This is a genomic window from Paenibacillus sp. CFBP 13594 (genome assembly GCF_014842675.1).
Classification (GTDB): Bacteria; Bacillota; Bacilli; order Paenibacillales; family Paenibacillaceae; genus Paenibacillus; species Paenibacillus amylolyticus_B.
This window is the reverse complement of record NZ_JACYVQ010000001.1, coordinates 930709-946435: the sequence shown is the minus strand read 5'-3', so window position 1 is coordinate 946435 and position 15727 is coordinate 930709. Positions and strand designations below refer to the sequence as shown.

The 15727-nt window shown below is 41.9% G+C and carries 15 protein-coding genes; 12 read left to right on the top strand and 3 right to left on the bottom strand.

What is annotated here, in order from left to right; translation table 11 throughout:
• The first annotated feature begins 236 nt into the window (after positions 1 to 236).
• Positions 237 to 812 carry a TetR/AcrR family transcriptional regulator gene (locus IFU39_RS04370; RefSeq protein WP_192131416.1) on the top strand — a complete coding sequence of 192 codons (576 nt, stop codon included), beginning with the start codon at positions 237 to 239 and terminating at the stop codon, positions 810 to 812.
• A 205-nt stretch (positions 813 to 1017) separates the two neighbouring features.
• Complete coding sequence (locus tag IFU39_RS04365) at positions 1018 to 2058, top strand: NADH:flavin oxidoreductase (RefSeq protein ID WP_179198704.1); 1041 nt, start codon at positions 1018 to 1020, stop codon at positions 2056 to 2058.
• Between the two features lie 255 nt (positions 2059 to 2313).
• Here the strand turns inward: IFU39_RS04365 and IFU39_RS04360 are convergent, their stop codons facing one another.
• Entirely contained in the window at positions 2314 to 3333 is a 1020-nt protein-coding gene (locus IFU39_RS04360) for an alpha/beta fold hydrolase (protein WP_192131414.1), read from the bottom strand.
• A 144-nt stretch (positions 3334 to 3477) separates the two neighbouring features.
• On the opposite strand from IFU39_RS04360, the gene IFU39_RS04355 reads away from it, so the two are divergent.
• The 5 genes from IFU39_RS04355 (at position 3478) to IFU39_RS04335 (ending at position 8505) form a co-directional block, all read left to right on the top strand.
• The gene (locus IFU39_RS04355; RefSeq protein ID WP_192131412.1) at positions 3478 to 4386 is read left to right on the top strand and encodes a LysR family transcriptional regulator; all 909 of its coding nucleotides are present in this window, start codon (positions 3478 to 3480) and stop codon (positions 4384 to 4386) included.
• Positions 4387 to 4452: 66 nt separating this feature from the next.
• Complete coding sequence (locus IFU39_RS04350; RefSeq protein ID WP_105598894.1) at positions 4453 to 5169, top strand: class I SAM-dependent methyltransferase; 717 nt, start codon at positions 4453 to 4455, stop codon at positions 5167 to 5169.
• Positions 5170 to 5425: 256 nt separating this feature from the next.
• Complete coding sequence (locus IFU39_RS04345; RefSeq protein WP_192131410.1) at positions 5426 to 7360, top strand: fructose-1,6-bisphosphatase; 1935 nt, start codon at positions 5426 to 5428, stop codon at positions 7358 to 7360.
• A gap of 270 nt (positions 7361 to 7630) precedes the next feature.
• Positions 7631 to 7981: a DoxX family protein gene (locus tag IFU39_RS04340; RefSeq protein WP_223199995.1), complete on the top strand. Its 351-nt coding sequence runs from the start codon at positions 7631 to 7633 to the stop codon at positions 7979 to 7981.
• Positions 7982 to 8079: 98 nt separating this feature from the next.
• Complete coding sequence (locus IFU39_RS04335; RefSeq protein ID WP_091020165.1) at positions 8080 to 8505, top strand: MarR family winged helix-turn-helix transcriptional regulator; 426 nt, start codon at positions 8080 to 8082, stop codon at positions 8503 to 8505.
• Positions 8506 to 8569: 64 nt separating this feature from the next.
• On the opposite strand, the gene IFU39_RS04330 is transcribed toward IFU39_RS04335, so the two are convergent.
• A complete protein-coding gene (locus tag IFU39_RS04330) occupies positions 8570 to 8959 on the bottom strand; it encodes an NAD(P)-dependent oxidoreductase (RefSeq protein WP_244660862.1) in 390 nt (129 codons plus the stop codon).
• Positions 8960 to 9495: 536 nt separating this feature from the next.
• On the bottom strand, positions 9496 to 10344 hold the full coding sequence (locus IFU39_RS04325) for an alpha/beta hydrolase (RefSeq protein WP_244660861.1): 849 nt from the start codon (positions 10342 to 10344) through the stop codon (positions 9496 to 9498).
• Positions 10345 to 10487: 143 nt separating this feature from the next.
• Between IFU39_RS04325 and IFU39_RS04320 the strand changes: the two genes are divergently transcribed.
• The 5 genes from IFU39_RS04320 (at position 10488) to IFU39_RS04300 (ending at position 15699) form a co-directional block, all read left to right on the top strand.
• A complete protein-coding gene (locus tag IFU39_RS04320; RefSeq protein WP_192131406.1) occupies positions 10488 to 11408 on the top strand; it encodes a LysR family transcriptional regulator in 921 nt (306 codons plus the stop codon).
• Between the two features lie 97 nt (positions 11409 to 11505).
• Positions 11506 to 11793, top strand: coding sequence for a carbohydrate binding domain-containing protein (locus IFU39_RS04315; protein WP_192131404.1), 288 nt, complete (start codon positions 11506 to 11508; stop codon positions 11791 to 11793).
• Between the two features lie 420 nt (positions 11794 to 12213).
• The gene (locus IFU39_RS04310) at positions 12214 to 13071 is read left to right on the top strand and encodes an ABC transporter permease (RefSeq protein ID WP_223199996.1); all 858 of its coding nucleotides are present in this window, start codon (positions 12214 to 12216) and stop codon (positions 13069 to 13071) included.
• Positions 13072 to 13088: 17 nt separating this feature from the next.
• Positions 13089 to 13967, top strand: a complete 879-nt coding sequence (locus IFU39_RS04305; RefSeq protein WP_091020156.1) for a carbohydrate ABC transporter permease — start codon at positions 13089 to 13091, stop codon at positions 13965 to 13967.
• Positions 13968 to 14013: 46 nt separating this feature from the next.
• Positions 14014 to 15699 carry an extracellular solute-binding protein gene (locus IFU39_RS04300; RefSeq protein WP_192131402.1) on the top strand — a complete coding sequence of 562 codons (1686 nt, stop codon included), beginning with the start codon at positions 14014 to 14016 and terminating at the stop codon, positions 15697 to 15699.
• Positions 15700 to 15727 lie beyond the last annotated feature (28 nt).

Genomic DNA, 15727 nt, shown 5'->3' with positions numbered 1-15727 from the left:
ATGAATAGAGTCAAGTTAAATATAGCACCATTCTCTTTTGTGTTTAGTTTAATGTAAGGACCATTAAAAACGGACATATGAAGAACCAGTCTTCAAACTTTGGGGAGGATCGGTGCTTTTGTTCATTTATATAAAATATAAAATTTTATGTTTATCCATTGTGACTATCCTCTTTCAAACAGGATGTAAAACGATCAGTTCTTGACTGCACGGTCAATAACTGATACATTAATCCCATGAGCAGACCAAGAGAATTTGATGTCGATCGTGTATTACACCAGTCTATGGAAGTGTTCTGGAATCAAGGCTTCAAAGCGACTTCTTATGAGGACCTTACGCGTACTACAGGAGTCAAAAAGCAAAGTTTGTACTGTGTTTTTAAAGACAAGCGATCGTTGTTCCTGAAGGCGCTGGCACTATACCGTGAACAGGTTATAGCGAAACTGAAAGAGATTGAAGCCCTGGATTCGTCTCCCGTTGATAAACTGGATGCCTTACGATATTCCCTTTTAGACGATGAAACTGGCTGCCAAGGGTGTCTAATTGTGAATGCATCACTCGAATTCGGAACAGATGACGAGCAGGTCACACGCGAAGCTGAGCTCATGGCAGAAGAGGTTCAACTGGTATTAGAGAAGATCATAAGTAGTGGCCAGAAACAACAATTAATTTCCACCCGGTATACGAGTATAGAGCTTGCATCTTACCTAAATAACACCATTCTTGGTGTGAGAGTTATGGAGAAATCAGGTTCATCCCGTGAACAGATCGAGACGGTTCTGCGTATTTCATTTGGCATGATCATGTCTTGATCTTTTTTTTGTGAAATTCTTGACTACAAAGTCAAAAATAATTGAAGGCGGATTAAACCACCACGAAACTTTGAAGGAGGTGGGGCTTTTCGATAAAAAGCGTGTATTGATTCATTTGGAAGTAACGTCTAGCTGTTAACCAGGCTGGTTGCTGTTTAACATCTCCTAGGTCAATTTATATAAAACAAAATTTGTGGAGGTTATTATGAATTATTCTCAATCCGTAGAAGCATTGTTCCAACCTATAGAGTTAGGTCACTTGAAGTTATCCAATCGGATCGTGATGGCGCCGATGACGCGTCAATTTTCTCCGGACGGTATCCCGGGTTCGAATGTTGCGGGCTATTACCGCCGCAGAGCAGAGAACGCAGTGGGGCTTATTGTGACAGAAGGGACAATAATTAATCATCCGGATGCATCCAATCAAGCCAATGTGCCGCACTTTTATGGCGAAGCTGCAATGAATGGTTGGGCACATGTTGTATCTGAAGTACATGAAGCTGGCGGTCGAATTATTCCACAGATCTGGCATATGGGAGCCAAGGGTCATGTTAATGATTATTCGGAAGCTGAGATTGCTACAATCGTTCAGGAATTCGCACAAGCAGCCTCAGAAGCGAAACGCGTTGGGTTCGATGGTGTTGAAATTCATGGAGCACACGGCTATCTGATCGACCAATTCCTGTATGAGAAAACCAACTCTCGTACGGATCGTTATGGTGGAGATATGATGGCTCGCACACGTTTTGCAGTTGAAGTGATTGAGGCTTGCCGTAAAGTAGTGGGATCGGAATTCCCTATTGTACTGCGTTTATCTCAGTGGAAGACAGATGATTATCAGGCTAAATTGGCTGAAACACCGGAATTACTGGAGCAGCTTCTCGCACCGTTGGTTCAAGCTGGAGTTGATATCTTCCACTGTTCCACACGCCGTTTCTGGGAGCCGGAATTTGAAGGGTCTGATCTGAATTTTGCTGGATGGACCAAAAAACTGACTGGCAAACCAACAATTACTGTTGGATCGATTGGTCTTGATGGTGACTTTACAAGTCTGTTCACAGAAGGTAAAGGCGCAAGTAACGTCGGTATCGAGGGATTGGTACAACGACTTCAGAATGATGAGTTTGATCTGGTTGCTGTTGGACGTGCTATTCTGGTCGACCCTGAATGGGCTAAGAAAATTCAAGAAGGACGTACTGGTGATCTGGTTCCATTTACAAGAGAGGCGATGACTGTACTTACTTAATTGTAGTTATAATCATTAGGAATATATATTAATCAAACACACCTTCAAGAGAATGAAACCTTGTCGTAAGAAAGGGAGATCATCTTGGAGGTGTATTTGTAATATCAACCAGAGTGAGTTATCCGGTGGAACTAAAGATGAAAGCCATAGAAATGAGACTGGCAGAGGTACAGGTATCTAAATGGAAAATTGCACTGCTTAGAGCAGAACAGCGAATCTTGCTAGGCCTGACAGACATCCCATGCAAGTGACGATCTATTCATTAGTGCTAAGTGACAACAAGTGTTTTAGATTGTCATCAATAAATTGATTATCGGCACTGTTGATTCCACGACCAGCAAAATGGCCCCAGATCGATTGGATTGGTTTCAAGACAGCATTAGGTATACGCTTAGCTTCGTATTCATTATCGGCCGCAGTGCAGAAGAGATCCGTGCTTCCGGGCATGATACAGGCAAAAGCTTTTATGCTATGAAGTGCTTTATCAAAGTCTCCGTTATAGGAGGGGTTTGCACTGATATCTGCATGTTGACCTGTCCATAACATGGCCAGAACATTATGCGGATCCATATTCATAAAGCTATTTTCCCAGACACCAGCTACAAAATCCTCCAATGTGTCAAGTCCCATCTCACGGTAAAGCTCTTCTCTATAAAACGCATGTGATAGTCCCCATCCTGCATATACCCGACCAACGGCACGCATGTCTGTCGAACTTAGTTGGTTTAATTTACTTGAGTCGAAGCCAACTGCAGATAGCAGGGAAGCTTTCACGCCTTCCAGGACCACAAATGTGTGTGGCCAAGGTTTGGCGATGCCTCCGAAAGGTGCGATTCGTTCGACCATCTCCGGGTAACTTGCCCCCCATTGAAATGCCTGAATGCCTCCCATCGACCACCCGACGACGAGAGCAATCTTTTGAATACCGAATTTTTCGGTCAGCAGTTGGTGCTGGAATCGAACGTTGTCATAGATGGTTACCTGTGGAAAGTTAGCCCGATCGAATGGAAGAGGCGTGTTACTGGGAGAGGAAGAGAGTCCATTCCCCAGCAAATTGGGAACGATAATAAAATATTTCTCTGGATCCAGTGCCATCCCACTGCCAATAAGCCATTCATTCTGAACATGCTGATCCCCAAAAGCTGTTGGATAGACAATAACATTATCCTTCTGTTCATTTAATTTTCCGTATGTTTTGTAAGCAATAAAAGCGTTTGGTAACGTCACTCCTGATTGTAAGAGTACATCACCCAAATTAAAAATTTCATAATCCATCGTATAATAGCTCCCTTCAAAATGAAAAACCACATGTTCACTGTGATCTCTTGTACTCAGTATAGAGCTGTGATACCCTCAATAAAAGTGAATAGAATTCAAGATAGTATTCAATAAAATTGAAAGATGAAGGGGGATCATCGGATGGAATTGCGTCAACTGAATACGTTTTGTACGGTTGCAACAACGTTGAATTTCACACGAGCAGCAGAAGCGCTGAGCTACGTTCCTTCCAACGTCACGATGCAAATTAAAGCATTGGAAGATGAGCTAGGTGTTCGCCTCTTTGATCGGTTGGGCAAGCAACTCGCGCTCACAACTGCGGGTAAACGCTTTTTAACACACGCCCAAGGCGTTCTTGAAAAAATAGACGAAGCTCGTAGTGCAGTCCATGATAATGAAAAACTAAGTGGTACCTTAACGATAAGTGCAAATGAGGTTATTTGCTCCTATCGGCTTCCACCTGTCTTCCAACGGTTTCGTTCCCAGCATCCGGGAGTTCGTCTAATCTTCCGCTCAGTTCCGAATCAAGAGCTCAAGCAAACGCTCTTTGAGGGAACCACGGATATTGTTTATATGTTGGATGAACCCATTCGCTCTAGTGGACTTTCCGTGGAACCTTTGCTGGAAGAACATTTCCGATTGTTAGCTGCTCCAGATCACACACTCGCCAAACGAACTGTGCTGCAATTGGAAGATTTTCATGAAGAAGTGTTCCTGACAAATGAGAAGGGTTGTCCATATCGAACGATGTTTGATCGGTCATTTGAGAAAGAGGGGATTGATAGCATTACATATTTAGAGTTTCAAAGTGCTGAAGCCATTAAACAATGTGCAATTTCAGGCATCGGTATTGCCTTTCTTCCTGAGATCGTCGTGGAGTCTGAAGTTGAACGTGGAGAACTTATTGTCCTCCCATGGCAAATTCCGGACTTGCAGGTATATACACAGATGTTGTGGCATAAAGACAAATGGATTTCACCAATGCTGTTATCTTTTATAGAAGCAACCAGGGAAGTTTTTGGTTCACAGAGTGAGAATAAAACCGTATAGCTTATGTACGAGACATCAAACTGTTGAGCACAGTAAAACGCTGTTGAAAGTGGGGAAATATTATTTATGATTCCATTAGTATATGACCAGATTAACCATTGGGGAAAAGACGATGAATTTTTCCTTGCATTGTTAAAGAGACAAAAAGTAGAATTTATAGCTGACCTGGGCTGTGGAACAGGAAGATGGACTACTCATCTTGTTCAGCGCGGTTATAAAATTACCGCTATAGATCCCAATGAAGAAGCGATTGAGATGGCGCGAAGTAAAGATAATTCTGGAAATGTGAATTGGATTATAGGTGATAGTGCGGATTTACAAACCAATACCTATGATGCGGTGATTATGACAGCCAATGTTGCACAGGTATTTCTTACAGATGATAGTTGGAAGCGAGTGATCTCAGACGTATTCCGATCCCTAAAAATGGGGGGGCACTTTATTTTTGATACAAGAAACCCTTTGGTAAAAGTATGGGAAGAATGGGAGAAGGACAAAACTCCTGACTTCGCTAAAGATAGACTAAGCGGAGATCCTTTAGAAATTCACACAGAATATGAAGGGTTTGAGGGAGATATTTACACTTTCTATGAAATTGTAAAAAATACCAAAACAGACAAAGTGTTAGTTCATGAAAAAATGCAGCTGAGGTTTCGAAATCAAGAAGAATTCGAAGAGTCGCTGAAACAAATCGGTTTTTCAAAAATCAAAACATATGGTGATTGGGAATTTAAACAAGCAAATTCTGAGAATAGATCGTTTATTTTTCATTGTGTAAAATAGCAGTTAGTGAAGAAAATATCGAGGGACAAGTACCCATTGAACACAATTCTTATTCCTAAAATAACTACAGACAAATTTCATTCAAATCCATTCAATGAAATTTGTTCATATATGATGAACTGGAGTATGATGGGGGAAGGCGATGCTGATAATTATCATATAATCAATACCAAGTATAGCGTGTAATTTTATATAGGTCTAAAGCTTTTGGACCCGGCTACACAACACCATACTTCCTTGAAGGGGGACATCTGTTTTGGATGAGCAGTTTCTAGATTTATTGGCCGAGAAATATGATACGGAAGAAAAAATCATAACAGAGATCATCAACCTTGAAGCGATCTCCAATCTCCCGAAGGGAACCGAGCATTTTGTCAGTGATTTGCATGGGGAGTTTCAGGCTTTTCAGCATGTACTAAGAAACGGTTCGGGTACCGTCAAAGAGAAGATCAAAGAATTATTCCGGGAAACTTGGACGGATCAAGAAATCCATGATTTTGCGGCATTGGTTTATTACCCGGAAGAAAAAATACAGCTGGTTATAGGGGAACTGAGCAATAAACAGGCTTTGAACCAGTGGTATAGACTAACAATTGAACACATGCTTAAGCTTATTTCTTATGCCTCTTCCAAGTATACACGCTCAAAATTGCGTAAAGCTCTGCCGGAGCAATATGTATATATTGTAGAAGAGCTTCTATACAAGACGGATTCGACCAACAATAAGGATCCTTATTACGAGGAAATATATCGGCAAATTATATCCTTGGGCCAGGCGGACAATCTCATTATCGGCCTTGCTTATACGACACAACGCCTGGTGGTTGACCATCTTCATGTGGTTGGAGATATCTATGACCGGGGGCCGTACCCCGATAAAATTATGGATACGTTGATCAACTACCATTCTGTAGACATACAGTGGGGGAACCATGATGTCCTCTGGATCGGAGCCTACGCAGGTTCTCTGGTCTGCCTTGCGAATATTATTCGGATCTGCGCCAGATATGACAATCTGGACATCATTGAAGATGTATACGGAATCAATCTGCGCCCACTGCTAAATCTGGCGGAGAAATATTATGAAGACAATCCGTCCTTCAGACCTAAGTTACAGGCTGGCCATAATGTATCGGAGCAGGAAATTCTGCAGATCACCAAAATTCATCAAGCCATTGCCATGATCCAGTTTAAACTTGAAATCCCGATTATCAAGAGACGCCCATACTTTAATATGTCTGAAAGACTTTTGCTGGAGCAGATTGATTACGACAACAATGAAATCAACATCTGCGGTAAAACCTACCTGCTGGAAAACACCTGTTTTACCACTGTTAATCCGCAGAAGCCTGAAGAATTGCTGGAGGAAGAACGCCAGGTGATGGAAAAACTGCTGTTCTCCGTTCAGCATTCCGAAAAGATGGCCAGACATATGAATTTCCTCATGAAAAAGGGTAGCCTTTATTTAAAATACAATGGGAATTTGTTAATCCACGGCTGTATTCCTTTGGATGAAGAAGGAAATATGGAAGAATTGCAGATTGAAGACAAGACATATGCGGGCCGTCAATTGCTTGATGTTTTTGAGGATTATTTACGTTACGCCTTTGCACATCCGGAAGAAACAGAAGATCTGGCGACGGATATGGTATGGTACATCTGGACAGGGGAATGTTCCTCACTCTTTGGCAAGAGAGAAATGACCACTTTTGAACGTTATTTTATTCAAGAAAAAGAAGCACATAAGGAGAAAAAAAATCCTTACTACCATTTACGTGAAAATGAAGAGATCTGTCGAAGAATCTTGCAGGAGTTTGATTTGAATCCGGATCATGGACATGTCATTAACGGGCACACGCCAGTCAAAGAAATAAGTGGAGAGAGCCCTGTTAAAGCAAACGGAAAAATGATCGTGATTGACGGCGGTTTTTCCAAAGCCTATCAATCCACCACAGGTATTGCCGGATATACCTTGCTGTACAATTCTTTTGGCATGCAGCTCGTCGCCCACCAGAAATTTAAATCAAAAGAAGATGTGTTATGCAACGGAACGGACGTATTGTCTGTGAAAAGACTGGTGGACAAAGAACTGGAACGGAAACTGGTGAAGGAAACCAATGTTGGGGAGAAGCTGCTGCAGAAAATCTCGAATTTGAAGGACCTTCTGGAGTATCGTAACCCTGTTCAATAGGAATTGCGGTTAGATCGTTAAAATCACTTTCAAGCATATGTTATAGCATGTACTTGAAAGTGATTAATTTTCTAATCGACATCAGATATTATTAATTTCATTGTATGAACAATCAATTCAATACGAGTAAATTTTTGGATTGGTGGTATCCTTTGAAAGAAAGTTAGTGTACTTTAAATATCTCTTAAAGGTTGACAAATTGAATCATATCACACAAAATACATGCTATAGCATATATTAATCCTATATGTACAACTTAATGAAAGAAGGATAGCTATGTTCATTTTTATTACCGTTTTACAGATTCTTTTAGGTCTCTTTTTCCTATTCACAGGAAGCAAAATTATTTCGGGTAAAATGGCCGACGAATTCAAACGATTTGGATTGCCCTCTTACTTTAATGTTCTGACCGGTTCGTTTGAGATTGTGGGAGCCATTGGTATGATCGTTGGCATATGGATACCTATTTTTGCACTTTTGGCGGGTGTGCTTCTAGGTGGAACGATGCTTGCTGGGGCGTTTACCTTGATTGTTTTAGCCAAAGACCCCATACAAAAGGCCATTCCTGCACTCATTTTGTTTGTTCTTAGCTTGATGGTGTCGATGTATCATTTCTTTTAAACGACTTATTTAAGCATGATGGCGATATAAAGTAGTTTGTAACAATCGTTCAGATCACCTATAATTGGTGTAAGAACATGATGAATGAGGGTACAACAATGGACTTATACGATGTGACTGGTTTTTTAATTCACCGTACTGATCTTAAGCTTACAAATTATTTTATCAAACAATTGAAACCTTATAAGGTCACGCCTGAACAATGGAGTATTATTTTTTATATGGATATTGATAAAGCTACGACTCAAAAAGAGCTGGCGGAGGCAATCGATCGGGATCAAACAACTGTCGTGAGGATGATACATTCGTTAGAACGTAAAGAAATGGTTCGACGTATGATTAATGATCAAGATAAGCGTTCACATCATTTATATTTGTCTCCTAAAGGAGAAGAAGTAAAGCAACAGCTGTTGTTAACGGTCAAAGACGCTCATAATTACGTCACACGAGGGTTAGAGCCGGAGGAACTAAAACAGTTAAAAGTAATATTAGAAAAACTGTACATGAATGTGCAAGAGGATTAACCGAGTTGACACGCTAGGTATTAAAGCCTCCCAAATACATGCTGTAGCATATATTTGGGAGGCTTTAAGCGACTCTGCTTTCTTCTTGCAATTTGCAAAGTAGGTGCAGTCCTGGGAACTTGAAGAAAATGAACAGGCGAATGTTAGGTGAATATCTAATTGAATTTACTTTCAGGCTCTTCACATTTTCTACACGTTTTATATTATTTATAAAGAAATCATATCTTATTTTATGAAATTTCCGACCATCCGATGTGCTTATAAGTGTATCGAAATCCGTCATTTTCACCACGTCCTCAGATTGTACAACAGCTTTTCTTGCATAAGCCTGCACATTCATATCAAAAACCCTGCAAAACGAAGCCACTTCTTGCCCAATAGCGCCCAAACCGATAATCCCAATCGTTTTCCCCTTTAACTCACTCCCTGTATAGTCCAATTGATTCTCATCCATCAATCAATGCCAACGTTCCAGTCTTGCGGAAAATACGCTGTAATATTTGATTTTGCAGTTTCGTTAAAATAACCAACGATGAGAATTTTCATATCTATACCACCTTTCATAATCTATCCCATGCTAATCGTATGGAAAAGATTCTAGAATAACAATATAGCTCCTGATTTCAGTGAGTGGGGGAGTATGTCAATGTTTGATTACTCTAATAGTGGAGCTAAAGCCAAGAAAATATTAATGAATGAAATTTACGAATAGACTTGATTCTGGAAGTTGCACCTGAGACTGAAGTTCTTCTACGTACTGCTGATGTATCAGATAAGCAAGCTGTTCAAAAATATGTAGATGATACGGTTCAAAAGACGTTTTGGTAAACCTGAAGAAGTAGGCCGTCTTGTTGCCTTCCTGTTATCTTAGGCAATGTCCTGATGAGGATACCTACAATGAAGAAAAAGAGCAGGTCATCCAGAAGATAGCTTGCTCTTTTCTTGCGCTGATTTTTTGATATCTACACTTCACTTCTAACGCGATCGCTCCTACTTACCTCGACTCTGGATAATATCCACCATCTGTTTAAGCGCCTTTTTGGCTTCGGGTATAGGAAAAACGGGGAAGACATGATTCATTTTGGGATACTCGAAATAGTTGATATCAACCGATTGCCGGATAGCTTTTTCTTTGAATTTTCGGGCATCCGGAAGGAATAATTCATGTGTTCCTATAAACAGTGAAATTTTACCCAAATTTTTAATTTCCCCATGAATCGGGCTGAGCAAGTAGTGTGAGTGCGGGGTTTCACCTGCATATCTTTTCCCAGACTCAACCAGCATGTCCCAGTTCAACATCGGCTCTTTATCCATCATGGCGATTACTTCAGGGTTGCTTAATGTAATATCAAGCCATGGAGACAGCAGAATAATGTCCTTGGGCTGTGGCAATCCTTGTTCTAATAAATATTGCGCAAAAGCCAAGGAAAGACCACCACCAGCAGAATCGCCCATTATGACGATGTTTTCCGGTTCAGTTATTTTTAATACATGCTTATATACCCTAAGAACACTCTCAATTGCATCCATGTACTGATAATTCGGTGCTTTCGGGTAAATTGGCGCATATACCGTGCAATGTAGTTGCTCCGTTAAGTTGTGTAAAAAATGCCAGTGCCATGTCAGTGGTTGCTCAACATATCCTCCACCAGGCAAATACAGAACAACTCGTTCGCCCGAACGAGATTTGGATTTCAACATATACGTGTCTACCGGGAGACTATGTGCTTGGGTAATATTATACTTCTGCTTAAGTTTGGCAGGTAATTCATAGGGCATGCTGTTACTCTTTTCGCGTTCCTCCATAAACTCATTCACATCAAGCTTCTTTTTGGTCATTCTCAGCAACAATTCGACTAAGAAACTTCGTATACTCCGCATCATATCGACCTCCTATATAAAGAATACTTGAATACAATCATAAAATATATTTAAATATAATTTAGTATCATAAATATTATTTTAAGGATAAGAGGGATGAAATGAATATTTCACAGTTGCAATATTTGTTATCTGCTGCACAGTGGGGTTCATTCACGAAGGCCGCAAGCGTGCATCATCTCACCGTGCCAACGATCAGTCAGTCCATTAAACAATTGGAAGAAGAGATGGATACCGTTATTTTTTACCGTACCAAAAAAGGAGTCGTACCAACAGCAGAAGGAGAGCTTATTCTGCAGCATGCGGCAGCCGTCCTCAAAAATATTGAAAACATGCAGAGTGCATTGCTCAGTTTCAAGGACAAATCCTTAGAGTACATCACGATCTCCACCATTCCTGGTTTTGTTCCTCAAGTGGTGCAGACCATGTTGGAGCTGATGGATACATATCCCACACTCAAAGTTCAGATGATCGAAGGAGATACACTAACGGTGATGAAACATGTTCAAGAGGGTTATGCGCACATGGGATTACTCTCATATAATAAAAGCCAACGCGACAACTTGTTCGAATGGGTTCCTATCGTTGAAGGCAACGCAGTGTTGATCATGAACAACCGGTCGTCATTACGCTTTTTCAAAACAATTTCACCTGAAGACTTGCATAATGAAGTATTTGTTTTATACAAAGACGAACATATTGAAAATATCGCTCATACGTTAATGTCCACTAATCTTACCAACCGTATCGCCTTGATCACGAATAACATCGATGCATTGTGCCAAATGATTGTTTACGGCAATGCTATAACGATTGCTCCAGATTTTATATTAAATGCGTTGTCTTCCACCTATCGTGAACAATTCGTAACAGTTCCTTTACAACAATTCAGCTCTGAGAAAGCCATCTTGGGGAGAATCACACGAACAGATGAACCGCTTTCTAACATGGTCGAAGAATTTACAACCAAGCTGGCTAACCTCGTGCAAAACCCAAAAGGCTCTTCGTTGGATCACCCGTAGTTCTTGAAGCTGGAGGATATATCCCCGATGCGATTTCTAAGTAATAACGGTAGTAGACATTCTGATGCAGCATAGTTTATGACGCTCTACATAACAGATGATAACATTTTGTTTTTTTGAAGATGGTACACTTCAGGGATGGACTGCACGGATTGGTACGAAAAACCTCACAGTAACAGAAAAGGAAGCACATGAAGGGAAGTCAAGCATGTTAGTTGCCAACCGTGAACGCTCCTATCATGGACCCATGTTCTCGATGAAAGAGCTGCTTCAGCTGCCGAAAGCTGGAATTCGATCGACAGCTTGCAGATCCTTAAAGCGCAATGGAATACTTGGCATAAGGTCACTGGAACATTCCAGTACAGCGATGACCCTGCTGAGCTGAAACTATTCATTGAAACGCCTTACATCTCTGAGGATAGCGTATGGCATTCTCTCTTTTGTAGGAAAAGACAAACATTAAATCTTCGTTAGTTATCACTGTAAAGTCAGAACCCTCGTACTTGTGGAGAGAACGATCCATATGTACGGGGGTTCTTTTCGTGCAAACAACAAGTCATATTAACAATTTGTTATCGAAGCTATGGTTTTATCATGTTGACTTGGAGGGAGCCAATCTATACTTAAACCTACGGAGATTAAACAGAACCTTGGCTGACGTCTCTGAAACCAATAGAGAAAGAGGGGGAGCACACGAATGAGTAATGCCAAAGCCACCACACCCACCCAAGTCGATGTGATTCGTCCGAGTCCCCGGCGTACCAAACGCAAAAAAGGCTCCAGGCGAACGCTGGCACTGGATCTGATGTTATTGCCAGCAGTTATTTTGACGTTCATATTTGCGTACATACCGATGGGCGGATTGGTCATTGCTTTTCAGGATTATAAGCCCTGGCTCGGGTTTGCAAAGTCTTCCTGGATCGGACTGGAGCATTTCCAATTCCTGTTCAGTATGCCGGAGAATGTGCAGGTGATCTGGAACACCCTGATTATTGCAGGTTTGAAACTGATTGGAGGTCTGATTGCACCGCTGATCTTTGCCTTACTCCTTAACGAAGTACGAAAGGAAACCTTCAAGAAGAGTATACAAACGTTCGTTTATCTGCCGCACTTTCTGTCATGGGTCATACTAGGCGGAATTTTGCTGGACATGCTTGCAACAAAAGGTATGATCAATCAGTTTCTTGGGGCGGTGTTTGGTCTTGAACCGATCTTTTTCCTTGGGGATGGCACTTGGTTTAGAATCGTCGTTGTTACAAGTGATATCTGGAAGGAATTCGGGTTTGGTGCCATTATCTTTCTTGCCTCGCTGGCAGGCATTAATCCAGCACTGTACGAGGCAGCTGAGGTGGACGGAGCAAGTCGCTGGCAGCAGACCTGGTCCATTACGATTCCGGCTCTCATTCCCATCATGATTGTTGTAGGAACGTTGTCCCTCGGGAATATCCTGAACGGAGGATTCGATCAGATTTTCAATCTGTATAATCCGCTCGTTTACGATAAGGGAGATATCATCGACACCTTTGTTTATCGGGTAGGTCTCATCGATGGTAAGTTTGGATTCTCGGCTGCAGTCGGACTTTTCAAATCGGTGGTTGGATTCGTGCTGATCGTGATCGCATACCGTGCAGCGTATAAATTTGCGAACTACCGTATTTTCTAGAAAGGAGACCTCACCGCATGTATCATAAAACCAAGCCGTACAAAGTATTCACCGTGTTTAACTATACGTTCTTAATTTTATTATCACTACTCTGTATAATCCCGTTGATTCACATTCTCGCAGTCTCCTTCAGCGGTAAAGCAGCTGCCAATGCGAATCTGGTTGGACTCTTTCCGGTGGAATTTACACTTGATGCTTATGAGAAAACATTGGCCAATGAGAACTTCCTTCGTTCCCTATGGATTGCAATACAGCGAACCGTGCTGGGTACAATCCTGAGTATGGTTATTGTCACGCTGGCGGCCTACCCTTTATCCCGGGAGAATCGCAGCTTCAAACGACGTAACATCTACACCTGGTATTTTGTATTTACGATGCTGTTCAGCGGAGGATTAATTCCATTCTACATTCTTATCCAGAAACTCAATTTACTCAACACGATGTGGGTGCTTATCCTTCCTGGAGCGGTATCTGTCTGGAACATGATTCTTTTATTGAATTTCTTCCGCAACGTTCCCAAAGAGCTGGAGGAGGCTGCCTTCATCGATGGTGCGGGTTACTTTCGAACATTGATCTCTGTCTTTTTGCCCGTGTCGATGCCAGCCATCGCTACACTCTCCCTGTTCTCCATGGTAGGGCACTGGAACGCCTGGTTCGATGGGTTGATTTTCCTGACGGATCACGAAAAGTATCCATTAGCCACCTTCCTCCAGACGATCATCGTACAGCAGGACTTCAGTAAAGTTTCCGTGCGGCCCGAAGACCTGGAGAACATCTCACAACGGACGATCAAGGCAGCTCAGATATTCATTGGCATGGCACCGATTTTGGTTGTATACCCCTTACTGCAACGCTTTTTTGTTAAAGGGATTGTACTTGGTGCTGTTAAAGAGTAAGACGGATTTAGATCTAACCAATTTAGAATGATATGGGGGAGACAACATGTTTAAAACATGGCAAAAACCGCTTCGCATATTGATGGCTGCCACAATGTTATCTGGTGTGCTCGCAGCGTGCAGCAATGAATCGACATCAGAGAACAAGCCTAGCGACAGTAATGAATTTTATTCCGCTCCGTTTGAAAATGGTAAATATGTTGAACCGGTTACCATTTCGACTGTATTTCCGATCACCAGCAGCTTAAAGTTCAAAAATGGGGAAAACATTGAAAATAACGTTCATACGAAGTGGGTTCACGATACACTGGGGATCGATATTAAATACTTATGGACGGTGAGTGAACAAAATAATGCGTACCAGACCAAACTTCGTCTCATGTTAACCTCGGGTCAGAAAATGCCGGATATTATCTCTTTCCGTGGTGACTCTACGCTAATCAGTGATTTGATCGAATCGGGTCAATTCACGGATGCGGGGGAATTATTTGATAAATATGCCTCCGATGTATACAAAAAAGCGATGGCGGAAGATCCAAACGTATGGAACCCATATATGCGTGATGGCAAACGTATGGCTATTCCTATTCTGGAGAACGCTTACAATAATGATCCCGTCATGTACATTCGGGAAGATTGGCTCAAGAAGTTAAACTTGAAAGCACCAACCAATTTAGCCGAGTTGGAAACGGTGATGGATGCCTTCGTCAATCAAGATCCGGATGGCAACGGCAAGAAGGATACGATGGCTTTGTCTGTAGGTTTCAAGAATGATCTGAACACCTGGATGTCGGAATCCGGCTGGATTTTTGGCATGTTTGGAGCGATGCCTAATCAGTGGAACAAAGCAGTAGACGGTTCACTTGCCTACGGCTCCATCCAGCCAGAGATGAAGCCCGCACTGACGAAAATGAAAGAGTGGATGGAAAAAGGATACATTGATAAGGAAGCGGGACTTTATGATGAACCCAAAGCAACGGAGGCGTTTACTGCAGGCAAGTCCGGTATAATCGTTGGCCCTTACTGGATGACAGGCTGGCCGCTCCCGGATCTGCAAAAAAACGTGCCTGATGCTGAATATAAAGCATATCCACTTCCGGCTGGCCCTGAAGGAAAGATGGGACGACATGGGACGCCAATTAGTACAGGAGCCGTTCTCATCAATAAGGATATGGAACATAAAGATGCATTCTTTGTATACCAGAACTATTTGTTTGATCACTGGGCTAATCCGGACAGCACAACGTTCGTGCACGGATTTGCTAAAGGTTATGATTATGACATCGCTCCAGACGGAACCGTCTATAAAGAACTGCAAAGCGACAAAATTCCTGGCGGCTGGATTGATGCGATCCGTTATACGTTGACGTTTGACGGCGCGATTATCCCTAACCTGATGATGAATACCCTGGCAGAACTTGCAGGGGGTAAAGAACCAACCACTCAGTATGAGAAAAACCTGGCAGACCGTATCCCTGAACAGATTAAGGCCGCCAAGATTGTCATTGACCAAAAAGATATTATCATGCCTGAGATGTTCACGGGTGTACCCACGAAAACACAAGTTTCCCGAGGCGATATGCTGAGCAAGCTGGAAAAGGAAGTGTTGAATAAAATAATTTATGGCCAAGCACCCATTGATGATTTTGATGCATTTGTGCAACAGTACATGTCTTCTGGCGGTAAACAGATCACGGAAGAAGTAAACGCATGGTATGACACGATAAAATAAAAAACGAACCGCACTTCATGTACAAGGA